At 61.2% G+C, this 22918-nt stretch carries 17 protein-coding genes; 8 read left to right on the forward strand and 9 right to left on the reverse strand.

Annotation, left to right across the window (positions count from 1 at the left end):
- Nucleotides 1-261: 261 nt before the first annotated feature.
- The 6 genes from gspK to K8I61_15750 form a co-directional block, all read right to left on the reverse strand.
- Nucleotides 262-1368 carry a type II secretion system minor pseudopilin GspK gene (gene gspK, locus K8I61_15725; GenBank protein MBZ0273488.1) on the reverse strand — a complete coding sequence of 369 codons (1107 nt, stop codon included), beginning with the start codon at nucleotides 1366-1368 and terminating at the stop codon, nucleotides 262-264.
- On the reverse strand, nucleotides 1368-2246 hold the full coding sequence (locus K8I61_15730; GenBank protein MBZ0273489.1) for a prepilin-type N-terminal cleavage/methylation domain-containing protein: 879 nt from the start codon (nucleotides 2244-2246) through the stop codon (nucleotides 1368-1370). The genes gspK and K8I61_15730 overlap by 1 nt, the downstream gene beginning before the upstream one ends.
- Before the next feature lie 134 nt (nucleotides 2247-2380).
- On the reverse strand, nucleotides 2381-2875 hold the full coding sequence (locus K8I61_15735) for a prepilin-type N-terminal cleavage/methylation domain-containing protein (protein ID MBZ0273490.1): 495 nt from the start codon (nucleotides 2873-2875) through the stop codon (nucleotides 2381-2383).
- Nucleotides 2872-3492, reverse strand: coding sequence for a prepilin-type N-terminal cleavage/methylation domain-containing protein (locus K8I61_15740; protein ID MBZ0273491.1), 621 nt, complete (start codon nucleotides 3490-3492; stop codon nucleotides 2872-2874). The genes K8I61_15735 and K8I61_15740 overlap by 4 nt, the downstream gene beginning before the upstream one ends.
- Nucleotides 3493-3505: 13 nt before the next feature.
- Nucleotides 3506-3937: a type II secretion system major pseudopilin GspG gene (gene gspG / locus K8I61_15745; protein MBZ0273492.1), complete on the reverse strand. Its 432-nt coding sequence runs from the start codon at nucleotides 3935-3937 to the stop codon at nucleotides 3506-3508.
- Nucleotides 3938-4121: 184 nt separating this feature from the next.
- A complete protein-coding gene (locus K8I61_15750; GenBank protein MBZ0273493.1) occupies nucleotides 4122-4730 on the reverse strand; it encodes a lytic transglycosylase domain-containing protein in 609 nt (202 codons plus the stop codon).
- Nucleotides 4731-5414: 684 nt separating this feature from the next.
- Between K8I61_15750 and K8I61_15755 the strand changes: the two genes are divergently transcribed.
- The 5 genes from K8I61_15755 (at nucleotide 5415) to K8I61_15775 (ending at nucleotide 13063) form a co-directional block, all read left to right on the forward strand.
- Nucleotides 5415-6053 carry a redoxin family protein gene (locus K8I61_15755; GenBank protein ID MBZ0273494.1) on the forward strand — a complete coding sequence of 213 codons (639 nt, stop codon included), beginning with the start codon at nucleotides 5415-5417 and terminating at the stop codon, nucleotides 6051-6053.
- Nucleotides 6050-8107, forward strand: a complete 2058-nt coding sequence (locus tag K8I61_15760) for a hypothetical protein (protein ID MBZ0273495.1) — start codon at nucleotides 6050-6052, stop codon at nucleotides 8105-8107. Before K8I61_15755 ends, K8I61_15760 begins: the two co-directional genes overlap by 4 nt.
- Nucleotides 8104-9585: a B12-binding domain-containing radical SAM protein gene (locus K8I61_15765; protein ID MBZ0273496.1), complete on the forward strand. Its 1482-nt coding sequence runs from the start codon at nucleotides 8104-8106 to the stop codon at nucleotides 9583-9585. The genes K8I61_15760 and K8I61_15765 overlap by 4 nt, the downstream gene beginning before the upstream one ends.
- Nucleotides 9582-10982, forward strand: coding sequence for a radical SAM protein (locus tag K8I61_15770; GenBank protein MBZ0273497.1), 1401 nt, complete (start codon nucleotides 9582-9584; stop codon nucleotides 10980-10982). Before K8I61_15765 ends, K8I61_15770 begins: the two co-directional genes overlap by 4 nt.
- Nucleotides 10983-11185: 203 nt before the next feature.
- A complete protein-coding gene (locus K8I61_15775) occupies nucleotides 11186-13063 on the forward strand; it encodes a hypothetical protein (GenBank protein ID MBZ0273498.1) in 1878 nt (625 codons plus the stop codon).
- Here the strand turns inward: K8I61_15775 and K8I61_15780 are convergent.
- The 3 genes from K8I61_15780 to purM form a co-directional block, all read right to left on the reverse strand.
- Nucleotides 13021-15624: a hypothetical protein gene (locus K8I61_15780; protein ID MBZ0273499.1), complete on the reverse strand. Its 2604-nt coding sequence runs from the start codon at nucleotides 15622-15624 to the stop codon at nucleotides 13021-13023. The genes K8I61_15775 and K8I61_15780 overlap by 43 nt on opposite strands.
- A gap of 251 nt (nucleotides 15625-15875) precedes the next feature.
- Nucleotides 15876-17345: a hypothetical protein gene (locus K8I61_15785; protein MBZ0273500.1), complete on the reverse strand. Its 1470-nt coding sequence runs from the start codon at nucleotides 17343-17345 to the stop codon at nucleotides 15876-15878.
- Nucleotides 17342-18391 carry a phosphoribosylformylglycinamidine cyclo-ligase gene (gene purM / locus K8I61_15790; GenBank protein ID MBZ0273501.1) on the reverse strand — a complete coding sequence of 350 codons (1050 nt, stop codon included), beginning with the start codon at nucleotides 18389-18391 and terminating at the stop codon, nucleotides 17342-17344. The genes K8I61_15785 and purM overlap by 4 nt, the downstream gene beginning before the upstream one ends.
- Before the next feature lie 413 nt (nucleotides 18392-18804).
- On the opposite strand from purM, the gene K8I61_15795 reads away from it, so the two are divergent.
- From K8I61_15795 to K8I61_15805, 3 genes are read left to right on the forward strand one after another with little or no spacing between them, the layout of a single operon-like run.
- A complete protein-coding gene (locus tag K8I61_15795) occupies nucleotides 18805-19776 on the forward strand; it encodes a hypothetical protein (protein ID MBZ0273502.1) in 972 nt (323 codons plus the stop codon).
- 46 nt (nucleotides 19777-19822) lie between these two features.
- Nucleotides 19823-21319 carry a hypothetical protein gene (locus K8I61_15800; protein ID MBZ0273503.1) on the forward strand — a complete coding sequence of 499 codons (1497 nt, stop codon included), beginning with the start codon at nucleotides 19823-19825 and terminating at the stop codon, nucleotides 21317-21319.
- A gap of 44 nt (nucleotides 21320-21363) precedes the next feature.
- Nucleotides 21364-22869: a hypothetical protein gene (locus K8I61_15805; protein ID MBZ0273504.1), complete on the forward strand. Its 1506-nt coding sequence runs from the start codon at nucleotides 21364-21366 to the stop codon at nucleotides 22867-22869.
- Nucleotides 22870-22918: the final 49 nt, after the last annotated feature.

The following is a 22918-nucleotide window of genomic DNA, read 5'->3' on the forward strand; positions in this document are numbered from 1 at the left end:
CCCGTTGGGTTTCGTCCTGAATCCCAACGCACACGCGGTCTGACGAATCCTTCGCTTGCGGTCCTGCAGGGTGACCTTTGTGCTCTGGATTATCTTTTCGGACGAAACGCAACGACGCTTTAGGAGTTTTCGAAGCGGGCCACGGGCCTGTGCCCGATGGACGCGATGGACATCATGGACATCATGGACAGGATGGACCCGGAAGACGCGCGGGGTGGGGGCGCCACCGCTCTTGCGACGACCTTCCAGACTTTCCGTCTTTCAGCCTCCCAGAAGCGCGCCCATGCCGGCCACGCCGCCAAGGCCGCCGGCGCCGTCGGGCACGGTGCCCGGCGGGGCGGTCAACGGGCGCAGGCGTTCGCCGGGGCGGAAATAGACGAGCTTGCTTTCCTTTTTCGTTCGACGCACCACGCCACGCACCGATTTGATCGTCGAGCCGACATTCGCCGTCACATCCACCGAGAAGTAGCGCGACGCGAACGTGAGGTGACGGCGTATGCGCCCGATAAGCAACGGATCGAGTTCGAGCTGCGCCAGTTCCTGGCGGAAGCCCTTTTTGGAGAAGTACTGCTCTTCCGTGTTGCGGAAGGCGTTGATCTTCTCGATGGCCTCCTGCGCGTTCGCTTCCGGCGCGACGCTTTGGATGAGCGCGTTCAGCACGCGGTCGTCGATCGTGTTGATGTTCATCTTGTTGTCGCTGTAAATCGTGCAGACCTCGATGAGGCGCTGGTACACCTCCCCGGTCACGCCCTTGATCAGCTTGATTTCGCCGATGCTCGACAGCGGCGCGTTTTTCGCCTTGTACGGCTCCGGCACCGCGGACGCGTATCCGTAGAACGCGTCCTCCTCGCCGCCGCCCGCGTTTTGCTCCGTGTTCTTGTCGATCCAGTCGACGACCGCGTCGGCGATGTTGACGTCGAGCCCCATGCCTTCGAGCAGCTTCTTGAAGATATCAATGCGCACCGTGTCCGGATTGCCGCCGAGCGTGACGAGCTTGTTCAGATTGAACTTGCCGGATTCGTCCGCGATCGTGACGGAAATCACCTCCGTCTCCGAAATGGGGATGTACCCCAGCATCGGGTTCGCCCACTCCTCGTGCGGATGGTCCTCGTCGTTGTCCTGCGCGTCCTTCAACAGCGATCCCGCCGCGACCTGCACGCCGCTTTTGGCCATGTAATACGCGCGCATGCCGTCGCTGATGTTGGAGGCGATGTAGAGATTGATGCGCGTCGATTCCGCGAATTCCAGGATGACGACCGTGAGAATCGCCGTCACCATCAGCACGATGAGTAGCGCCACGCCCGCGCGCGAAGGGCGGGGGCGGCGTGCGCGCGGCGCGAAACCGGCAATGGGGAGCGTCGCCGCCATCATCCGATCCCGAAAAACCCGCCGCCGGGATTGCCGCCGCCGCCCGGAGGATTCGCGCCGCCGGGCGTCGCGCCGCCGGGCGTGCCGCCGGCCGGATCGCCGCTTGCGTCATCGTCGTCGTCGTCCGCGCCTTCCTCTTCTTCCTCGACAAGGTCCACGGTCGACATCTCAAGCTTCATCTTCGAAGCGAACACGATCGGACGGCCGTCCGGGCCCGCGACGGCCAGCGTCACCTCCACCGCATACGGCACGGCCTTCACCATCTCGTCGGTCTGCTCGACCTGCGTCTCGACGGGGTTGCCGTCCTCGTCGAACAGCGCGTCGAACGGCCGGCTGTCCCATTGATCCTTCCATACCGATCCATCGTAAAAGCGCACGTTGAACGCAAGCACATTGTCGAGCAGGACGAACTGCTCGCCGCCGGTTTGCGTGTCCTCGTCGACCGTCGCGTCCTCGCGGCGCCAAAGCTGGAATTGCTCCAGGTCCGGCAGCCACGCGACCTTGTACGACACCTCCGCCTGGTCGGATCCGATCCCCATCGGATTCACCTCGACGTACGCGAACGTGGTGAAGTGCAATTCGTCCATCGGCATGTCGTTGACGATGTTCGACGCGCCGTAAAACAGCGAGTGGCTTTCCTTGTTCGGATGCACGTACGCGGCCGAGAGGTCGCTCGTGATCTTGTCCACGGCCCATCGGATCTTGTGATAGATCTCGTTGCCCTGCTCGATGTACTCCTTCGACTCCACCGTGCGCGCGAACGACGTGTAGATGACGGACATGATCATCCCTGTTACCGCGACGGCGACGAGAATCTCGAGCAGCGTGAAACCGCGCTTGCGAGGATTGAGGATTGAAGATTGAGGATAGAGAGACACGCAAGCGCACCGTCGCCGGGAGCACGCGCTTGCCGCCGATTGAAACCTCAACGTGGCGTTATGGCGATGCCATGTTCGCGAAAGGCTTCGCCACTCAATCCTCAATCCTCGATCCTCAATCCTTGTGTTTGGCGTCATTCGGCCTCGTCTCCGGACGCGCCGCCCTGGGCGTCGCCGAGAATGGTCGGGCCTCCGCTGCCGGTGTTGATGCCGCCTTCCTCCTGCTCCTCGAGCGTCTTGGCCGCGATCATCTCGATCATCTCCACCGTTCGCGGCACGCCGTCTTCCAGATAGGTCACGCGCACGACGACATCGCGAATGAAGTCGACGAAAAAGCTCTCCGTCACCTCGCGCTCCCACGTGAAGTTCGGATAGAGCCCCGGATAGCGCGCGGAGAAATCGCCGGACTCCGCGCCCACCGCGGGGAAGCCCTCGATCTCCACCTCGGTCAGAAGGTCGCGCGCGAGGTTCGCGGCGATCGACGTCTGGCGCGCGCGCTCGCTCATGCGGATCGACATGCTGTGGTTTTGCAAGAGCACCACGAGGCTCGTCGCCAGGATCGCCATCGCGACGAACACCTCGAGCAGCGTGAAGCCGCCGCGGCCCGCGCGCGGCCGCGCGCACCTCATGAAAATTCCTCGGAGCCGAACGGGCCCACGGGCTGCGTGTCGACGATGTCGATGTAGCCGTCCAGGATTTCCACGTCGCCCGTCAGCGGTTGCACGACGAGCGTGTATTGGTTGGCGTTCGGGTCGACGATGTGGATGACCGCGCGTTCCGCGTAGCCGGTCGGATAAAACGTGATGAACGTTTCGTCCATGTCCTTCTTGAATACGTCGTGCGCCGTGACGATATCGACGAACCGGACGCCGCTTGGCAACTGGGCGTGATCGAAGATGGTCGACCCCAGCGGTACGAATTCGCCGTAGGTGCCCGACGCGACGAGGATCGTCGCCCAGTATTCACCGAGCAATGGCTGGAAGTTCAGGCGAATGACGGACTGCTTGATGACCGCCTCGTGGAAGCAAAAGCGGATGGAGCCGGCCAGGCGCCGCAGCGTGCTTTTCGTGTTCGCCTCGAACACGTTGCCGAAACGCGGCGCGGCGATCGCGACGACGCCCGCGATGATCGCGACGACGACCATGATCTCAAGAAGCGTGAAGCCGCCCCGAAACGCGAAACGCCGCCAAGGCGGCGTTTCCGGTCCGGTACGCGGGTTCGCCGGCCGTGCGGCGGCGCGCATCATCCGCGTTCGTTCCTCATCCCGGCACGTCGTCCTGCGTGTTCGGCGTGCGATCCGGCCCGCCCGACCACACCGCGTAGGTCTGCCCGTCCGACGCGTATCCGTACGGCATCCCCCAGGGGTCAAGCGGCGGGGTGTCGCTGTTTAGATACGCCTTGCCGCCGAACTTGTCGCCCGACACGAGCGCCGCGATGCCGATGTCCCCCGGCGGGTAGAAGCCGTTGTCCATCTTGAACATGTCGAGTGCGCTTTTGATCGACGCCATCTGCGCCTTGGCCGTCTGCACGCGCGACTCTTCCAGGCGATCCAGGACGCGCACGCCCACGAGGCCCGCGATGGTACCGATGATGATCACGACGACCATGATCTCCAAAAGGGTAAAGCCGCCCGCGCCGAAGCCCGCCGGGCCCCGGGTGGGAAGCGCCCTTCTCAGTTTCACAAAGCTCATCGCGTACCTCCTTACGCGGTCACGCCTTCACAACCGCGCATTTTGATCGAATCAACGCGCCATGAAAAGGACATTGCAAACGCAATGCCGATAATACGGGAAAGGTGGTGAGGCTGGAAGGACAATAAGCCGTCGCGGTCGCGGGCGAGGGCTCTCGCGTCTCACCCGATTCTCGACCGACGTCTCACCGAAACTCGCGCAGCAACCCGCCGATCCTCGCCAGATACCCCCTCGTCTCGTCCGGCAATCTCGTCAGGCCGTGTTTGTCCACGTTGCCCGGGCCCCAGTTGTAGGCGGCGAGCGCGCGGCGCACGTCGCCGCCGTAGCGGTCGATCATCTGGCGCAGGTAGAGCGATCCGCCCATCACGTTCGCTCGCGGATCCCACGGATCACGCACGCCGAGCGCGTTGGCCGTGCCGGGCATGAGCTGCATCAGGCCCATCGCGCCGGCGGGCGATTTCGCGCGCGGGTTGTAGGCGCTTTCGGCCTTCACCACGGCGTGGATCAGTTTTTCCGGCAAGCGGAAACGCTCGGCCGCCTGGCGCACGATGCCGTCGAATTCGCTGCCCGCGCGAAAGCGCGCAATCGGCTCAGCCTCGCCGCCGGGCGCTGGGAACGCCGAGCTCCAGCTCGGCCCTTCGCGCGACTCCATACGACGCACGAGCGCCAGCAGCATCAGCCCCGTGTTGATCGCGGACGACGCGCCGGCAAGACCGCTCGATCCGCCGCCCAGCGCGCCGCCCAGGCCGGGCATACCCGCCATGCCGCCGCCGGCTATGCCGCCGCCCGTCATGCCGCCGGCGATGAGGCGCTGCGTCTCGAGCATGACGGATTGCGCGACCATCTTCGCGATCTCAACGGAGAGCGCGCGCTCGGATGGCACGGCCTCCGGTGCGGGCGGTTCGACGTCGTCCGCGGCCGGCCCCGCGCCCCACGGACGCACGAACGTGTAGCTCTTCGGAAACGCGGCGACGCCAGGTGCTTCGCGCAGCGGGCGCGAATCGACGGGCGAGGGCGGGCGACCCCCACTCGCCTCATTCGCGAGCTTCGCGATGACCGCGCGCGTCGGGTCCGCGGGCTGTTGCGCGACCGCTTTCGCGAGCGCGCGGTCGAACGCGCCGGGCTCGCCGGCCTCGCGGCCCGCGCGGACAGGATCGGCCCCGCGCGTCAACGCGCTGTCGGCCGGTATCGGGAATATGACTTTCGACATCGGTCATCCGGTCGCCGCGCGGGGGCGTTCAAAGCCGAAAAACAGCGGGAAATCCGCCGCTTCGCTCCGTTGACGGGCATTGCGCGCGGGGCTTAGTCTTTCCGGTTGGAATATGTGTGCAAGTTCCGTGCGAAACACGACGGTACACGGAGAGTACGAAGGAGCCACCGGGGACACGGGGTGAATGAATTGGGAATTGGGGATTAGGAACGTGGAGTGCCATCGCAAAGGCTTCGTGACCCGTCCATTCGGTCCATAATGTCCATCATGTCCATGGCCCACCGCAAAACCCTTTTTCTTTTCGCATTCGCCGCGCTTTATCTCGCACTCTCCTGCGGCCGCTACGAGCGCCAATACGACGGCGATCCCATCGCGGCGGACGACGCCGGGACGGTGGAGTTCGAGGCCGACGAGGCGGATGAGGGCTGCGACCTCGCCGAAGATGCGCTGCCGAATTTCACGTGGCCGGACCATCGCGGCCAGACGGTGCGCCTGCACGATTTCTGCGGCCGGGCGGTCATGGTCAGCGTCGGCGCGGGGTGGTGCGTTCCGTGCCGCGAGGAAGCACCGCTTTATGAGCGCGACCTGTGGGACGTCTATAAGGACGAAGGCTTCATGCTCATCGAGGTCATCGTCGAGAACAACGAGGGCGGCGCGCCCGACACGAAATTCCTTGCCGATTGGCGCAACGAATATGGACTCACCTATCCGATCGTGCGCGATGTCGCCAAGGGTTTTCCGCGTTATATCTCGGGGTATGACGACTGGACGGAGTTTCTGACGAACGTCGATCTGCCGTACGTCGCGTTTGTCGATAAACGCATGTCCGTGCGCGCAACGGCGAACCTCTACGATCGCGCCGCGTTCGCCGCACAGATCGAAGAATTGATCGACGAGGAATTTTGAGCGCGGGCGCCGCCGGCCGCGTGCCCGTGTTGCGATTTTGGGCCGCCGTGCTTTTGTGTGGCGGCCTTTTCGTGTTGACGCGCGTTTTCCTGATTTTTCATCCGCAAGATGCCGGCTGGATGCCGCTTGTGGACGAGATGTCGACGGGCAACATCGCCTGGGGCCTCGATACCGGGCTTGTCATGCCCATCCCGCTCTATCAAACGAAACCGTTCGCGCCGGGCACGCTTTTCGAGGGGCTGCTTTCCATTCCGTTCCGCGCGCTGGTCGGCCCGAATCTCCTGGCGTTGAAACTCGCGGCCGTTGCATGGAACCTCGCGGCGCTTGTCATGTGGATGGCGCTTGCGTGGCGGTTTTTCGGTCCGGGTCCGGGCCTTGGCGTCGGCATGCTTTGGGCGATCGCGCCGCCGTTTTTCGCGCTGATGACGATCACGGCGTGGGGCAATCATTGCGAAAGCGCCCTCGCGACCGGCGCCGCGCTCTACCTGCTGCTCGGCGCGCTATCGCGCGAGGGACGCCCGATGCGCGATGTCTGGGTCGCGGGCGCGGGCGTCGTTGCGGGTTTCGGCCTGTTTCTGACCCCGACCGGCCTGTTTGCGCCGGCCGTCGCGCTGGCGACGATCTTTGCTTCGGGCGCCGCTCGGCGTGCACGCATGACCGGCGTATTTCTTGGCGGCGTCCTTTTCGGCTACGCGCCGATCCTTTGGGTGGCGAGCGCGTATCGCGGTTTCGGCGCCTTGTTGCGCATCGACACCTTCACGGGCTACGCCGAGGGGCAGATCGTCTCGGCGACGCGGTTGTTTCTCGAGGAACGCCTTCTTGCGCCGTTCGCGAAATTCGCCCTGTTCTGGATCCGGGATTTTTGGGTTTCCGGATTGTATGCGCCGCGCGGCATTTTCGGTGTGCCGATCGCGGCCCTCGCCGCGCTCGTGTTCGCCGGTGCGCTTGCGGCCTTCGTCTATCCGAGCCGCCGCCACCTCGCCCGCGCGATTCGCCGTCCGCGCCAGATCGCGCCGCCCCAAACGGCATTCGAGCGTGCGCGGCTGGCGGTGTTGCTTGCGCCGGTTATCTATTCGCTCATTTACGCGGCCAGCGGTTTCCGCCTGCTCACGTTTCCTCGTCCTGACCCGGGCGACTACATGGGGTATCGCTATCTCGTGCCCGCGTATCCGTTTGCGTTCCTTGCCGTGACCGCGGGCCTGGCTGCGCTATGGAACGCACCGCGCGCGCAAATGCAGTGGCGCGTGGGCGCCCGCGCCGCCGTTGCCGCGGCCGTTGGGCTTTTCGCGGGCGTTTTTGGCTCGTATTACCTTCAGGCGGCGCGAGGCGAACCGGAATTTGCCGCGATCCGCTATCGAGGTGAAAATCGCGAACAGCTCGCCTTTCACATCGCCGCCCAGGCGTCGTTCGAGGACTCCAGCGTCGGCACGTCGATCGATCGCGTCGCGAACACGCCCGCGGTTTTGGTCCCCTACCTTTTCGAGCGGATGCCGGCGATTTCGGATGCCGGATTCCGCCGCGGATCGATGATCGATTCGCGCCACCCCGCGGATCTGGCGCCCATGCTCGCCCGTGGCCTGGGCGAGGCGGCGGCGAACGGGCTCTTCTCCGGCAGGCTCGACGATGCGTTTGCCCGGGACCTGACGACATTCATGCGCGAAGCGGGCGTGGCCGAAAAGGATACTCAGGCGTATTTCGAGGGCGCCGGGCGGATTGTCGGACATCGAGCGGACGGTGAGCGAAATCACCTTGTCGCGACGATCCGGGCATGGGATGATTTTAAAAGTCCGTGGATTTATGCGATGATTCGTGGAATTGGAAGACCGGAAGGCGAAGGCTTCGCCTTCCATGAGCGCGTTCTGAAAATGTCCGACCCCGCGTACCTCGCGGGAGCGGGAGCGGAGTTGAGACGCACGGTGGAGATGCGTTGCCGGACGTTCGACGCGGCGGCGCGAATGCTTCTGCCGTTGAACGAGCGTATTCGCTCGCGAGTGCTCGCGGGATTTGTCGCCGAAGGACGCGAATATTTCGGCGACGGAAACGAGGCGTCATGAAAAACACGGCACGGCCGATCAAGAAAATTACGTTCCTGTACACGCCGTACGGCGCAATCAAGAACGAACCGGGCATCAAGGTCGTGAAGGACAACTACGGCGTCTTCCCGAGCCTCTCGCTTGCGTACGTCGCCGGCGTCGCCGAACAGGCGGGCTACAAGATCCAGTTCATCGACGCGCACGCGCTGCGCCTCACCAAAGACCAGACCATCGAACGCATCCGCGCGTTCGATCCCGACCTGGTTTCGTACACCGTCACGACGTACCTCTTCCATCAGAGCCTCGAGTGGATCCGCGACATGAAGGCGGCGACGGGCATCCCGACGCTTGTCGGCGGCGTGCACATGGGCATCTATCCGAAAGAGTCGCTGACGCACGACTGCATCGATTACGGCATCACCGGCGAGGCGGAAGAGACGCTTCCCGAATTGCTCGACGCGATCAACAACGGACGCGACCTGAATTCGGTGGACGGCATCGTCTATCGCAACGGCGACGGCGAGATCGTCGAAACGACGCCGCGACCGCTGTTCAAGGACGTGGACAAGGCGCCGTTCCCTTCGCGCTACCAGCTTCCGAATCACGTCTACTATTCGTTTATCAGCCAGTACCGGAATTTCACGCCGCTGATCACCAGCCGCGGCTGTCCGTTCCGCTGCATCTTCTGCGAGCAGGGTGGCCTGCGTTTCCGCCCGCGATCGCCCGAGAACATCGCGGACGAGATTCAGGAATGCCACGACGCCTACGGCGTGCGCGAGTTCGATTTCTTCGACTCGAGTTTCACGACCGACAAGCGCCGCGTCATCAAGATCTGCGAGGAGATCATCAACCGGAAGCAGAAGGTCTATTGGGCGGTCCGCAGCCGCGTGGACCTCATCACCCCGGAGATGCTCGGCTACCTGAAAGAGGCCGGCTGCAAGCGCATTTACTACGGTATCGAATCCGGCAACGAGGAAATCCTCGAGACGCTGAAGAAAAAGACGACGATCAAGAAGATCAAGGACATCGTCACGGAGACCGCCAGGCACGGCATCGACACCTTCGGCTATTTCATGGTCGGCAATCCGGGCGAGTCGCCGGCGACGGTGCAGCAGACGATCGACCTCGCTACGAGCATGCCGCTTGACTACGCGCAGTTTTCCAAGGTCACGCCGATGCCCGCGACCAAGCTCTACGACATGATGATGAAGGAAGGCGGCGTCGATTACTGGCGGCACGCGATCCTGAACCCGGGCGACGACGTCTACATCCCGCGGCCCGCCTGCGACATGAGCGAGGAAGAGGTCCAGGCGTGGACGCGCAAGTGCTACATGAGATTCTATTTCCGCCCGAGCTACGTATGGCGCGCGTTGAGGCGCCTGAAGAGCTTCGAGGAATTGAAGCGATCCATCGGCACCGCGTTGCGCATGATCGTCGAGCAGAAAAAGCACATCGCCCGGCTTCGCGGAAGCCGCGTCAAAGGTTTGCAGAACGCATGAAACGCGCGCGCGTATTCCTCGGCAACGCCCCCTGGCGAAAACCCGGATATTACGGCGTGCGCGCCGGCAGCCGCTGGCCGCATTTTGAAGACGAGAAGATGGAGTACATGCCCTTCCCGTTTTTCATGGCCTATGCCGCGGCCGTGACCGAACGCGGCGGGTTTCCCACGCTGCTGATCGACGCGATCGCCGAGGGGATCGGCGACGACGAGTTCATCGCGCGCATCCGCGATTTCAATCCCGACATCATCGTGCTCGAGGTTTCGACCAACTCCATCCAGCGCGACATGGTGGTCATCGATCTCATTCACGGCGAATTCCCCGACCGCAAGCTCGTTCTCTGCGGCCTGCACGCCGACATGTACAAGCCCGAATTCCTCGTCGCCAATCCCAAGGTTGACGCGGTGATGATGGGCGAATACGAACCGACGCTGCTTGAGTTTTGCGAGCGGACCGACGCGGGCGCGGATTGGTCCGGAACCGCCGGCGCGATGACGCGCGACGCGGGCGGCTCGCCGGTCGATGGCGGGCGCCGCGAACTCGAAATGGACCTGACCAAATATCCGTGGCCGATGCGTTCGAGCCTGCCGATGTACAACTACCGCGACGAGCCGGGCAATCTGCCGCGCCCGTCGGTGCAGCTTTGGGCCAGCCGCGGCTGCCCCTACAAGTGCACCTTCTGCGCGTGGCCTCAGATCATGTACGCTTCGCACAAGTACCGCATCCGTCCCGTGGACGACATCGTCGACGAGATGGAATGGCTCCACAAGGAATACGGCTTCAAGAGCGCGTACTTCGACGACGACACGTTCAACATCGGCAAGCAGCGCATGTTGCAGTTCTGCCGGGAAGTGAAAAGCCGCAACATGGACCTGGCCTGGGGCATCATGTCGCGCGCGGATCTGATGGACCGCGAGATCCTCGAAGCGATGCGCGGCGCGGGCCTGTGGGGCCTCAAATACGGCGTCGAAAGCGGCGATCAGACGATCCTCGACAACTGCGAGAAATCGCTGGACATCGAAAAGGTGCGGCAGTCGATCCGCATGACGCACGAGCTCGGCATCAAGATGCACCTCACGTTCATCTTCGGCCTTCCGGGCGAGACCTGGGACACGGCCATGAAGACGATCGACACGGCGCTCGAGTTCGCGCCGGAGTCGGTGCAGTTCACCGTCGCCACGCCGTTCCCGGGCTCCAAATATTGGGAGCAGATGCAAAGCAAGAAGCAGCTCATGTCGCTCGACTTCGATAAGTACGACGGCTTCCGCTCCGCCGTCGTGCGCACCGACGCGCTCTCCGACCGCGACCTCGAGCAGATCCTGCGCGAGGCCAATCGCCGCTGGGACGAGTTCCGCAACAAGCGCGAGATGGAACGCCGCCGCAAGGCCGTCGCGTAAAACGGCGACTCCGCGAACGGAATTTTTCAACACGAAAACACAAACGGCACAAAAGGCACGAAATTCCTTCGTGTCCTTGGTGTCTTTGTGATGAATTGCGATTCCGCGCTCGCGTTCCCGATTTTTCCTCCGTGCCCTCCGTATACCGTCTAAAAAAACTCCGTTGGACAAAATCGTCGCCGCTGATATACGAGCCGGTACGCATGACCGCTCGCTCCTCTATCTCGCGCACCGATCTCGCGATCGTCGCCGGCCTCGTCATCGCGGCGTTTGCGATCTTCACGCCGCTATTCAAGCCGATGATGATCTACGGCCATTCCGCGTCGATGGACGCATTCCGGCAGGTCGTCTTTCACGCGGCGGCGGCAAGCGGCGATTGGTTCCCGCGCTTCACACCCGAACTCTACTTCGGATACGGCTCGCCGATCTTTCACTACTACGGCCCGCTGCCGTACATGATGACAGAGATCTTCGTCGCCGCCGGCGCGGGCATCGTCCTTGCGCTCAAGCTCACACTCGTTGCGTCGGCCGCACTGTCCGCGATCTTTTTCTACGTTTTCGCGCGCCTGTTTCTTTCGCGCGCGGCGTCGGCCGCCGGTGCGCTCGCGTACATGCTCGCGCCCTATCACCTCGTGGATATGCTCGTTCGGCATGCCTTCGGCGAACACGTCGCGTTCGCGTGGATTCCGCTGGCCGCGTTTGGCGTCGTGGGGTGCGTGCGCCGGCCTGGCGCGGGACGATTCATCGCCGGCGCAATCGGCGTGGCTCTCCTTCCGCTTGCGCACAACATCACCGCGCTTCTCGCCATGCCCGTACTCGCATTTTTGTGGGCCGTCGAGGTCGTGCGTGCGTTTCGTGAACGAAAGAGCGCGGACGATGCCACGCCTCCGGCGCGCCGGGCGATCGCGGGCGCGGGCGTGGTGGCCGCGGGCCTCGCGCTATCCGCGTTTTTTTGGCTGCCGGCGTTTGTCGAAAAGGACGACGTCTACGCCCGCGAGAGCCTGACCGAGGACTTCTTCCGCTACGAAAACCACTTCGTTTACACGCACCAGCTCGTGCGTCCGACGTGGGGATTCGGCGGCAGCCGCGCGGACTGGAAGGATGACCAGATGTCGTTCCAGATCGGCCTCGCGCATTTGTTTCTTGCGGCGATCGCGCTGGCTTCCGTCGCCGGCGCCATCGCGCGGCGAAAGCGCGATCCGGCGGGCGCCGGCGCGGTGCTATCGTCGCCCGCGACGAAATTTCTTGGCCCCGCGCTCATGGTCTTCGCGGGCGCCGCGTTCATGACGACGCCGGCGTCCTGGCCGGTGTGGCGCGCCGTGCCGCTTCTGGAATTCGCGCAGTTTCCGTGGCGCGTTCTGGTCATCGTCGCGTTCGGCGCGAGCGCCGTCGCCGCGTGCGCGATCGACCTGGCCACGGCCGCCGACGCGCCGTCGAAAACGATGCCGCGCGTCGTTGTCGCGATCGGTGCGATGGCGGTGACGCTCGCGGCGTATTTTCCGTACACGCGGCCGATGTTCAACATCTTCGACCGCGCCGAGAACTGGCAGCTTCCCGGCGAATACGCGACGCAGCGCGCGCGCCTTGCCGCCGAGCCCGAGCGATACATGGAGATCGACGAGCTGCTCGATCCGCGATTCATCCGCCAAAGCGGCGAAATCGCGACAAGCCGCGACGACTACCTGCCGCGCGTGGTGACGCAAAAACCGGGGCAGCCCGCGGAAGAGGCCGCCATCGCGGACGGCGGCGTGGTCATCGACGCCATACCGGAAGATCGCAACGCGTGGCGATTCAAGGTGTCGATGGATCGCCCCGGGCGCGTCATCGTGAGTCAGTTCGCGTTCGCGGGATGGCGCGCGACGATCGACGGTGCGCCCGCGGCGATCTCCGCCCAGGAGGCGACCGGCCGCATCGTCGTCGAGGTTCCCGAAGGCAGCCACGCGGTTCGCGTCTGGTTCGGCTCGACGCCGCTGCGTACGGCGGCCAACGCGATTTCGCTCGCCGCGCTCGCGCTTCTCGCGGCGGGGGTCGCGATTTCCTACCGCTTCGGCGGCTCGGTGCCCTTACGCCAGCGCCAGTAAAGCTCCGCCGCGCGCGGGTTTTTGTCGATGTCGCTCCAGTCGAATCGCGCGGACATGCGCGTCAGTTCGTTTTCCTTCCCGCCGTAGATCTCCTCCGGCCAGACGCGCGGTAAAAACGCGTAGGGCGCCGCGTCCGGACGCGCGGTGAAGATGTCGTACATGCCCGTCGCGAGGCCGTCGAAGCGGTGCATAGGCCCGGCGCCGAGGATCAGCTCGATCGACTTGTGAATATTCGGCATCGAATACGCCACGCTCGAAACGTATTCGCGCCGCGCCCACGGGCTGATGACAAGCGCGGGGCAGCGGTGCTTGTCGACGTGGTCGAAGCCGTGCTGCGAGTCGTCCTCGAACACGAAGATCGCCGACTCCTCCCAGATCGCGCTGTTGGCGATCGCGTCGACGACGATGCCGAGCCCTTCGTCGTTGTCCGCGACCCAATGTTCGGGCGTGTATTCGCCGACCTGCACGCCGAACGCGTGGTTGTTCGGCAGGAAGATCCACGAGAACGCCGGCACGGTGCCCTCGGCGAGGCGTTCGTCGAACTCCTTCACGAATTTGTATGCGCGGTCGCGGTCGCGGTATTTGTCGTTGAGGTTGAACGGATACGTCAGGTTCACGTATTTCGCGTCGCCCGTCAAAAGGCTCGGCCCGAAGTTTTCGATTCCGCCGTACGCGCGCACGAACAGGCCGTGGTTGATGAGGTGCGGCATGAAAAACGGCGACTCCGTCAACATGCCCGGCGTCAGGCTGACGATCGGCGTCGGGATGCCCCAGTCGGCGTAGCTGAGCACCCAGCTCTTCTCGACGAAGTCCGGCTCGATGCCCGCGGTCGCCCACTGGTGCCCGTCGATGCTGCTTTCCGAATCGCAATAAAAGTTGTCGAGCAACGTGAACTGCCGCGCGAGCGCGCGATGATTCGGAATCATCTCCTCGGTCCACAGAGTGAAATCCGGCTCGCCCTTGCCGCTCTCGAAATCGCCGAAGGCCGCGTCGTACGAAAAGTTTTCCTTGAGCACGAGGAACACGTAACGGATCGGCCCGGGTTCGCCGTCGCCCGGCGAGGGCAGGGCGGTGTCGTTGCCGTCGGAGTGATCGAAGTACGTCTCCTGCCGGTGATTGTTGTCGAAAACGGTCTGTGTGAATTCGGCGAGCTCGCCCGTGTCCGGAACCGGGATTTTCATGACGCTGCCGAATAGCTGCCGCCCCACGGTGTATTCGCCGTCGCCCTCAAACTCGACCGGGCCGTCGCCCTGGCCCTTGCCGTTCAACACGTAAAGCGTGCCGCCGTCGTCGCTGACGGCGATATCGTTCGGGTACCACTCCGTCGGAATGTCGCCGCGCACAAGGCCGGTCGTCAGATCGACGACGGCGACGAGGTTCTCGCCCGCGCCGGTGACGTACAGCGTCGTCTCGTCCGGCGAAAGTGCCGCCATCACCGGGCCGATGCCCTTTTTCGCCGACGCATCGCCGTGCAGCGAAATGCGCCGCGCGACCGCCACCGTCGCCGTGTCGATCGCCACCAATTCGTCCTGCTTGTTATTGACCACCCACAGCGTGCTTTTGTCGGCCGTCATCACGAGTCCGGTCGGTCCCATGCCGACGTGGATGCGCGTCGTCACCGCGCCGGTGTCCAGGTCAAGCACGGTGATCGTGTCGCCCTTGGCGCGTACGCCGAACGTCGCCCAATTGCCCACGAACAGCGTCTTCTCGTCCGCGGACAGCGCCAGCATGTACGGTCTCTCGTGCACGAAATGGCTCTTGATGACGTTGTCGGTGTTCAGGTTGACGACCTTCACCGACGCGCGCAGATCGCACGAGACGAACGCGCGCGTCCCTGCCGCGTTCAGCACGATGTCCGTCGTGTAGCAGCCCGGCATCGCGATGGAGCGATCGAACGACACGGCGTGCGCGACGCTCACGTCGTAAACGTGCAGCATCTCGTCGTTGCCGCCGGATACGTAAAGCTTGCTCCCGTCCGCCGAAAAACGCAGGCCGATGTACATCGACTTGTTCGGCATCTCGATCGCCTGCGTCAGCGTCATCGTGTCCGTTTCCACGATGCGCAGAAAATGTCGCTTGTCCTCCCAGTCGGACGGATCGACGATGGTGCCGAAACCGTTCTCGTTGATCGCCAGGATTTCGCCGTCCGGCGAAAGCTGCATGCGGGTCGGAAAGGTCGACAGGCTTGTCGCCGGCGCCGCGGGCCGCAGCAGCCGGCCGTTGACGAGCACGGTGCCGTCCGGATCGTTCATCTCCGGCCGGCGCAGCGCGTCGGGATTCAGCTCCGGAAAAACCGGTTCGACGCACGCCCCGTTTTTGCAAACGAGCGGCTCGTCGCAGTCGCGCCACGTTGCGCATTCCGCCGCGTCGTCGTCGGACGCGGTGTCGTCGTCCGCGTCGTCGTCGGGCTGCGCGTCGTCGCCGGAAGCGTCGTCGTCATCGTCGCCGCCGCACGAGCAGTCCGTCATAAACACCAGCGCCGCGACGAGGATGAGAAGCGCCGCGATCGTCCGCGTGAATCGAAACGGCAGGACGAATCGTGCCAAACGGAGAAGGGTCATAAACGCTCCCGCGCAAGGGCTTGGCGCAAGCATATCACCTGGGGCGCGTGACCGTCAGGTGACGGAACGGGGAAATTGAAGATCGAAGATTGAAGATTGAAGATTGAAGATTGCGACGCGATTTTCGGTTGTTCCGGCCGCGTCGAGGAAATCGCGCTCGTTGGATTCGACGGGATCGGAGGCAAGCGCGCGCACCCGCGTGCGATTCTAATCTTCAATCTTCGATTTTCGATCTTCAATCCTCGATCCGCTCACTTCTTCTCGAGCCGCCCGGACAGGATATTCGCCACCGTCCGAGCGCTGATCGCCTCGCCTTCCATGCCAAGGGCCGGCAGCACCGCGGGGCCGGTGTAATACACCTCCTTGTTCGCGGTGCGGTTGTGCAAAAGCGCGACGCCCAGGCGATCGTCGTCCACGGCCTGCGTCCAGGCTTCGTCGCGCTCGGCCTGATAGAGCTTGAAACTCTCCTTGACCGCGACGAAATCGAGGAAGTCGTCGAGAAAAGGCATCAACTCGCCAAGCGAGGCCATGACGCGATCGGCCAGCTCCTCCACGCGTTTCAAATCGAGGCGATCGTTTTCCGGGCACACCTTCATGCGCACGGCCACGAGGCGCTTGCCCGCGGGCGCGAGCGATTCGTCGCCCGGAACGGAGACGTTGATCATCAAAAGGTTGTCGTCGACCAGCGGCTTTTGCGGATCGGGGATCATCACGCAGCTCGGCTCCATGCCGACCGGGATGACGTTCGCGTCCACGCCGACGTAGAGCACGAAGTCGTGGCAGCGCGGCGGCGGCACGGCGAGCTTGTCCTTGAAGTCCGACTTCATGAGCTTGGGGATGTGCGCCTTGAAAAACCGCGCCGGGTTGTCGGCGACAAGCAGGTAGCGCGCGCGCACGGCTTCCTTCTGGTCGGAGAGCTTCACCTCGATGTACTTGCGGAATTCGACGGATTCCACCGACGGCGAGCGATGCACCTTGCCGCGATACGCGCTGATGCGTTCCTTGAATAGCCCTTGCAACACTTTCGTGCCGCCCTCGACGCGAAACACGCCGCCGTTCACGAGCCCGATGTGGTTGGCCGCGAGCGCGAGCGTCGTGCGATCCGGATAGATCGGCGAAAGAAGCTGAATCTGCGCATCCAGAAACGCGCGCGCCTCGCCGGAGAGATCAAACCCGGCGAGAAATTCCTCGTACGTCGTCTTCATCGCCTCGCGGTAGACGTCCGAGTCGGAGCCGAACATCTTGCGCACCGCCATCTTTTCGCCGAACGAATGCGGCGGATAAACGACGTCCGCGGAAAAGAACCCCCGGATCACCTGCGCGAAGCGGTCCATCTCGTTGATCATCGCCATGATCTTGCCGGATTCGGACGGAAACTCGTCGCCCAGCATGCGGAACACGGCCTCGCGATCCTGCGGCATGTCGATGCGGCGCCCCGGCATCGCGACCTGAAACGCCGGGTCCGCCGGCAAAAAGCGCTTCTTGTCGAGAAACGGAATGCCAAGCTCGGTGAAGATCTCGCTGAAGATCTGATTCTTGCCGAAACCGTAGAACGCGCCGGGAAAACGCCGCAGCCGGTAGCCGTCGCGGGCGATCGCCTGCTCCTGCTCTTCCACCTCCACCATCAGCACGTTCATGCCGCGCTTGACAAGGAGCGAGCCCGCGATCAGCCCGGACAGCTCGCTGCCGAGCACGATCACGTCGAAGAGCATTCCGATCATGGCGTCTCGTACGTCAGCGCGGGCGCGCCGGCCTCGCGCGGGCGGATGCGGCCGATGACGTATCCTTGCTCGCCGAACCCCGACGCACGGATCAGCACGTTTTCCGCCTCGGATTCCGGGCATACGACGCAAAGCCCGATGCCGCAGTTGAAGGTCTTGCGCATCTCGTCGTCGGCGATCTCGGCCGCGTCGCGCAAAAAGCCGAACACGCCCGGCTCCGGCCACGAGTTCGGATCGATGACCGCGCGCGCGCGCTCGGGCAGAACGCGCGGCAGGTTCTCGGTCAGCCCGCCGCCGGTGATGTGCGCGATGGCGTGGATTGGAAACTCGCGCGCCAGCGCCTGCACGGTCTTGGCGTAAATGCGCGTCGGCGTCAGCAGCTCGTCGGCCACGGTGCCGCGAAAGCCATCCGGCGTCGCGTCGAGCGCAAGCCCGAGCTGGTCGAACACGATCTTGCGCACGAGCGAGTAGCCGTTCGAGTGCAGGCCGCTCGACGCAAAGCCGATCACCACGTCGTTTTCGTGCACCTGGCTTCCGTCGATCACGTCGTCGCGATCGACGACACCGACGGAAAAGCCCGCCAGGTCGTATTCGCCGTTGGCGTAAAAATCGGGCATCTCCGCCGTCTCGCCGCCCACGAGCGCGCAACCGGCCTGCTTGCATCCCTCGACGATGCCCGACACGACGGCGGCGGCCTTTTCGGGATCGAGCCGCCCGGTGGCGAAGTAGTCAAGGAAAAACAACGGCTCCGCTCCGCAGCAGATCACGTCATTGACGCACATCGCCACCAGGTCGATGCCCACGGTGTCGTGCCGGTCCGCGGCGAAGGCGATCTTCAGCTTGGTGCCGACGCCGTCCGTGCCGGAGACGAGCAGCGGGTTCTTGTATTTGAGCGTGTTGATGCCCACGAGCGACGCGAACCCGCCGATATCCGCCTGCACCTCCGGCCGCCAGGTGGTCTTCACCATCGGCTTGATGAGGTCGACAAAACGTCCGGCGGCCTCGATGTCAACGCCCGCCTGACGGTAAGACTGAATCTTTTTCACTTGCGGCCTCGTGCCGGACGCCTCGGGTCCGTCCTCATCGATTTTTCGGGGTGGTTTTCGCGCCGGGAAAAGCCGCTCAATCTAACGGCGCAAATCGTTTTGTGTCAAACCGGGATGGGAGAAAAATTCCCGTGCCCGCCTGCCGCGCCGAAGCCTCGGCGAAGGCGGGGTGCCCGTGCCCAATAGACGGAAAGTCTGAAAGACGGAAAGACCGGAAGGTCGTCGCCGCCGCCCTGTCCGTGCTCGACCGCAATCACGACTAACCCCGTGTCGCCGCGCGTAAAAAAAACGCAACTCTAAAAAAAAGCGGTTGACAGGCCATTTTTTTTTTTTCGGTACGCTAGCTCACGTAAGGGAAGTTGGGCTTTTGGGGCAACGGTTTTTCAACCGGATTGCGTGGGAGGGAAACGCGCATGGCCACCGACATTTTCATAGACAGCGACACCGGGAACGACATCAATTCTGGCGCGGACTGGGCGAACGCGAAGCAGCACATCCAGGCGGGCGTCGATCTCGTCACCGGTCCGGTCACGGACGTGACGACGATCCACCTGAAAAAGAACACAACGGCGCCCTATACCGGCAACGTGACGATGCGTGGTATAAATTGCACCGGAGAAAATGCCGAGATGAATTTGCAGCCGGAAGACTGGACCGAGTCCAAATACGACGACGCGGACGGCAGCCCGCTCGATCCGACGCCGGGCGCCGGCACGTTCGACCCCACCGAGGCGCGCAATACGGATCTGCGTCTCAAGATCGAGGTCATCAATTCGACCGGACTTCACTTGAAGGGCCTCGGTCTCAACGGGGACGACGGCGAGGCGGGTATCACAGTCATCGGGCAGAGCGACGTTCGCGGCTATTACCTTGAAGTTCGCGGCCGGGAAGCATCGGTCAAGTCGATCTACGGCGCGCTGCTTCGCGTGGAGAATTCGTACTACGTCAACAACGCGATCGGCGCTCTCGCGGGATTTCGTTCGATTCTTCAGATCGTGGGTCAGTCGACTTTTCTGGACACGCTTCAGGCGGCGGTGATCGCGACGGGCGACGCGACGGTGATCTTCAACGCGTGGGACGATCATCCTCAGGACTATTTCGAGACGCTGATGCGCGTTTCAACGCCGCGCAACGCGGGTTTCGCCGATTGTAGCAAACACCGGCGCGACGATCTTCATCCACGGCCAGGAATTCAACCGGGATACGGAAGAAATCGGGCACGTGCGTATCGACTTCGCGCACTATCCGGTCAATCCGGGATGCTCGGGCATTCTGCTTTCGACAGGCGCGATGGTCGCCGGTGCGGAGAACATCTCCATGACGACGCGCGACGCGGACGGCAAAGTGATCGCCTTAGCGATGGCGCAGCGAATTGTTCAGCTTGACTAACCGTCGGAATGCAGTGGAAATGGATTAGAGAAGGCGGTAGAAATGCCATTCATAAGAAGAAAGACGACGCCAATCTATGAGCCGGGCAAATCGTTCTACGTCGCAGATGATATCTCGTTGGCAGCAGTCGAACGCGAGGCGGGATTAATCGCTCAATCCGTTCAAGACGGTGATGTCCTAAGCACAAAACAATCCATATTAAACAAACGACGTCTATGGACACAAACGGAACGCGAAGCTATCTTTACAGAAATTCGTAAAGGAATAGCGAAATCCTATGTACAGATCGACGAGGCAGGAACCGAAACTCTGGTAGTACCAGTCAGGTTACACGAAGTTCTGGAATTCGCGGATCAATTTGGGCCTGACGCTTTTGCGCGCGAATTGGAGACGGCTGGAATTAGCGATGTCGAAGCGATTTTGGAGGAACGCAGATCCGAGTTGCTGCGTGGCACGTACATTATTGTTCAAGAATATCCGGATTGGTACACGGCCATTACACGTACGACGTATATCGATCTCGTGACGATGTCAACCAGCGAGGCGCAATTGACCGTAGAAGTTGGCTCAACTTCTACGCCATTTATGGCAAGTAATGTTCCGCTCATGAAGCCCGGGATAAACGCAAATCGTATTTATTATGCTGTCAAATCGCGTAATTTGATTATAGTGTTTTTTAAAAACCAAAATGCTTATCGCGGCGACGGAATTGCCGATGCGTTTGATAATATCAGCATTAGAATGGGCAATTATCGAACAAATGTAGACGTAATTATGACTACGGTTATACTTAACGAAGTCACGATATTATTTCACCCGTATTTTCAATTGAGTCGCTACAAAGCCTATCATTTGGACGATGCTATTGCTAGATTTCGCGAGTCGCTCGTAAAGGGATTTGTAAATGTGCCTTTGAGCCGTACAGAAGATTCAATTCTTACCCTCGCTTCCGCAGACCTCGGTAAAGTCTGGAGTCCGAAGTACCCCGCGTATTGGTGGACTTCAAGTTTTCCAGAGTTATATCCGAATCGCTCCGCGGACAGCCGGCCAATCGGCTGGTGCAATTGTTTTGCTTCGTATGTGATACGATCGTGTACGAATCTGGAATTTCCAATCGCAACACCAAGAGATCCAATCCCTGATAACTATCGTAGATTTTTTGTTCCGGCGGCCGGAACAACACCATACGAACGGCTGGGAAATATCGTGCGCCCTGGAAATTACGCTTTTGTTACTAGCCATAATAACGACGAGCCAGTCTTAGCTGGTCATAATACATTTTTTATTGGATGGGAAAACGGAGAGTTCGATCCTGACCCGCCATCGCGCGAAGGTTACTATTATAATACATTTTATGGAATTGGCGGCAATCAGTGGAATGGCCGCGTATATATCAACGCCTTTCGCGTATATCGTGATATAGCGCCGCATGGCGACGTTCCCGGTAAGTACGGCTACGTAATGGAATGGCTTGCGGACGGCTCCAATTCCAATAAGGGCGACGGTTTTGGGCGTTATATCGGCTTGGAGTTCAAGTAGAACTTGGGTTATAACGTAATTTTACAAGGAGCGTTACAGTAATTATGATCGATCGCATATGCAAAGCGCTGCTGAACGTATGCGAAGGCGACCATGTCAAAACACGAACTCTTTTGCACAAAAATTGTCGCATCGTTATCGTGGCCATCGTAAATGTTGTGTCTGTTGCTAATATATCTGTCGCGAGCGAGTCGGTTTGCTATTCGAGAGCGATGAGTGCAAATTCGGTTGAAGATGGCGGTATCATAGTTCTGGGCGATTATGTAACACTAGATGGAACGGGTGTATGTATCCCAGGCGGGAGCGTTGCTGCTCGTTTTGCAAATAATGGAGACCTGATCTGGATAACTCCGACGGGGATCGATAGCAAAAACGAGTACTATTGCGCTTACGCGTCAGAATTAGTCGCGGCAGATGATGGAGAATTATATATCGTAGGAGGTTATACATTTGCTACTGCGATAAAAAAAATCGATAACTCCGGGAATATTGTCGCAAACTTTGCCGACGTTTTTGGTTTTGAAGCGAATTCCGCAATCGGCGGCGACCTAGGTGGCGTGACCTTGGGCGGCATGTTCCGAGATGAAAAATCGAACGAAATTACGGCGGGAACCGTACGGGTCGACGGTTTTGGCGAAATAGTATGGACTTATTTGACGCCCCGCTCAAATACCGGTAACACGGTGTTGGTAGACACATTACGCGGTGATGGTTCTATTATGACTATGCCCACACATCCGGAACTGGAGCCTTCGAATGCGTTTGCAGGAACGATTGCATTAAATAGTGGCGGCGATGAAGCTTGGAAATCGGCTGATACCGCTGGTATTTCGATTTCTGTTGATCGCGGAAATGGAAATATGTGGATTGTTGATGTTTATAATAAACTTTACCTATTTCGCGAGGATGGCAAACGTTTTGATATTGAGGCCGGAAATGTGGAATATTATGGAGTACAGGCCTTGCTGCACGGAGAGTCGATAATCACGGGCGTCAACGATTCCGGTCAACTCATCGTCGACAAACGCTCGAAAGACGGAGGTCTAATTTGGCGATCCATACCGATTTCATACAAAGATGACATCGTTGTGCCGATGACAACAGCACGAGGGCGTGTGTTGGCGGTTGATATACTTCGTAATATATACGTTGGCGCGTATTACAAAATGCCTAACGATTCAAATAGAATTGCATTAGGTATGTTGAGCAACGATGGCGTTGTGAAATGGTATAACCATGTTGAATTCAAGAGTACAAATGATGAGCATATGGATTTTCTGGAAGCGGTCGTTGGCGCTTCTGATGGTACGGGTGTCTACGTAATCGGGTCGACTCCTTACTCGGATGTCCCGGACCCAACTCTAACGGCTCAGTCGAGGCTTTTCGTTTCGAAAGTGAGCGCCGAGGGGAACGAAGAATGGACCTACGTAGCCGATCCTTTTAAATTCTGCGACGACCCATTCGGATCGTTTTCTGACGATGATTTCGGCGACGATGATTCGGACGATGACGACGACAACGACGACTCCGCCCAATGCTGCGGCTGCTAATCCGTAATCGCCCGGCGCCTCCTCCCGCGCAACCAAATCCTTCCCGCCC

This window comes from bacterium (assembly GCA_019912885.1).
Taxonomy (GTDB): domain Bacteria; phylum Lernaellota; class Lernaellaia; order JACKCT01; family JACKCT01; genus JAIOHV01.

Bases quoted from the DNA above. Each gene is read 5' to 3' on its own strand.
- K8I61_15755 (MBZ0273494.1), top strand. From the start codon at position 5,415: ATGTCCATGGCCCACCGCAAAACCCTTTTTCTTTTCGCATTCGCCGCG.
- gspK (MBZ0273488.1), bottom strand. From the start codon at position 1,368: ATGGCGGCGACGCTCCCCATTGCCGGTTTCGCGCCGCGCGCACGCCGC.
- K8I61_15795 (MBZ0273502.1), top strand. From the start codon at position 18,805: ATGGCCACCGACATTTTCATAGACAGCGACACCGGGAACGACATCAAT.
- K8I61_15735 (MBZ0273490.1), bottom strand. From the start codon at position 2,875: ATGAGGTGCGCGCGGCCGCGCGCGGGCCGCGGCGGCTTCACGCTGCTC.
- K8I61_15770 (MBZ0273497.1), top strand. From the start codon at position 9,582: ATGAAACGCGCGCGCGTATTCCTCGGCAACGCCCCCTGGCGAAAACCC.
- gspG (MBZ0273492.1), bottom strand. From the start codon at position 3,937: ATGAGCTTTGTGAAACTGAGAAGGGCGCTTCCCACCCGGGGCCCGGCG.
- K8I61_15805 (MBZ0273504.1), top strand. From the start codon at position 21,364: ATGATCGATCGCATATGCAAAGCGCTGCTGAACGTATGCGAAGGCGAC.
- K8I61_15800 (MBZ0273503.1), top strand. From the start codon at position 19,823: ATGCCATTCATAAGAAGAAAGACGACGCCAATCTATGAGCCGGGCAAA.
- K8I61_15780 (MBZ0273499.1), bottom strand. From the start codon at position 15,624: ATGACCCTTCTCCGTTTGGCACGATTCGTCCTGCCGTTTCGATTCACG.
- K8I61_15785 (MBZ0273500.1), bottom strand. From the start codon at position 17,345: ATGATCGGAATGCTCTTCGACGTGATCGTGCTCGGCAGCGAGCTGTCC.
- K8I61_15740 (MBZ0273491.1), bottom strand. From the start codon at position 3,492: ATGATGCGCGCCGCCGCACGGCCGGCGAACCCGCGTACCGGACCGGAA.
- K8I61_15750 (MBZ0273493.1), bottom strand. From the start codon at position 4,730: ATGACGGGCGGCGGCATAGCCGGCGGCGGCATGGCGGGTATGCCCGGC.
- K8I61_15775 (MBZ0273498.1), top strand. From the start codon at position 11,186: ATGACCGCTCGCTCCTCTATCTCGCGCACCGATCTCGCGATCGTCGCC.
- K8I61_15765 (MBZ0273496.1), top strand. From the start codon at position 8,104: ATGAAAAACACGGCACGGCCGATCAAGAAAATTACGTTCCTGTACACG.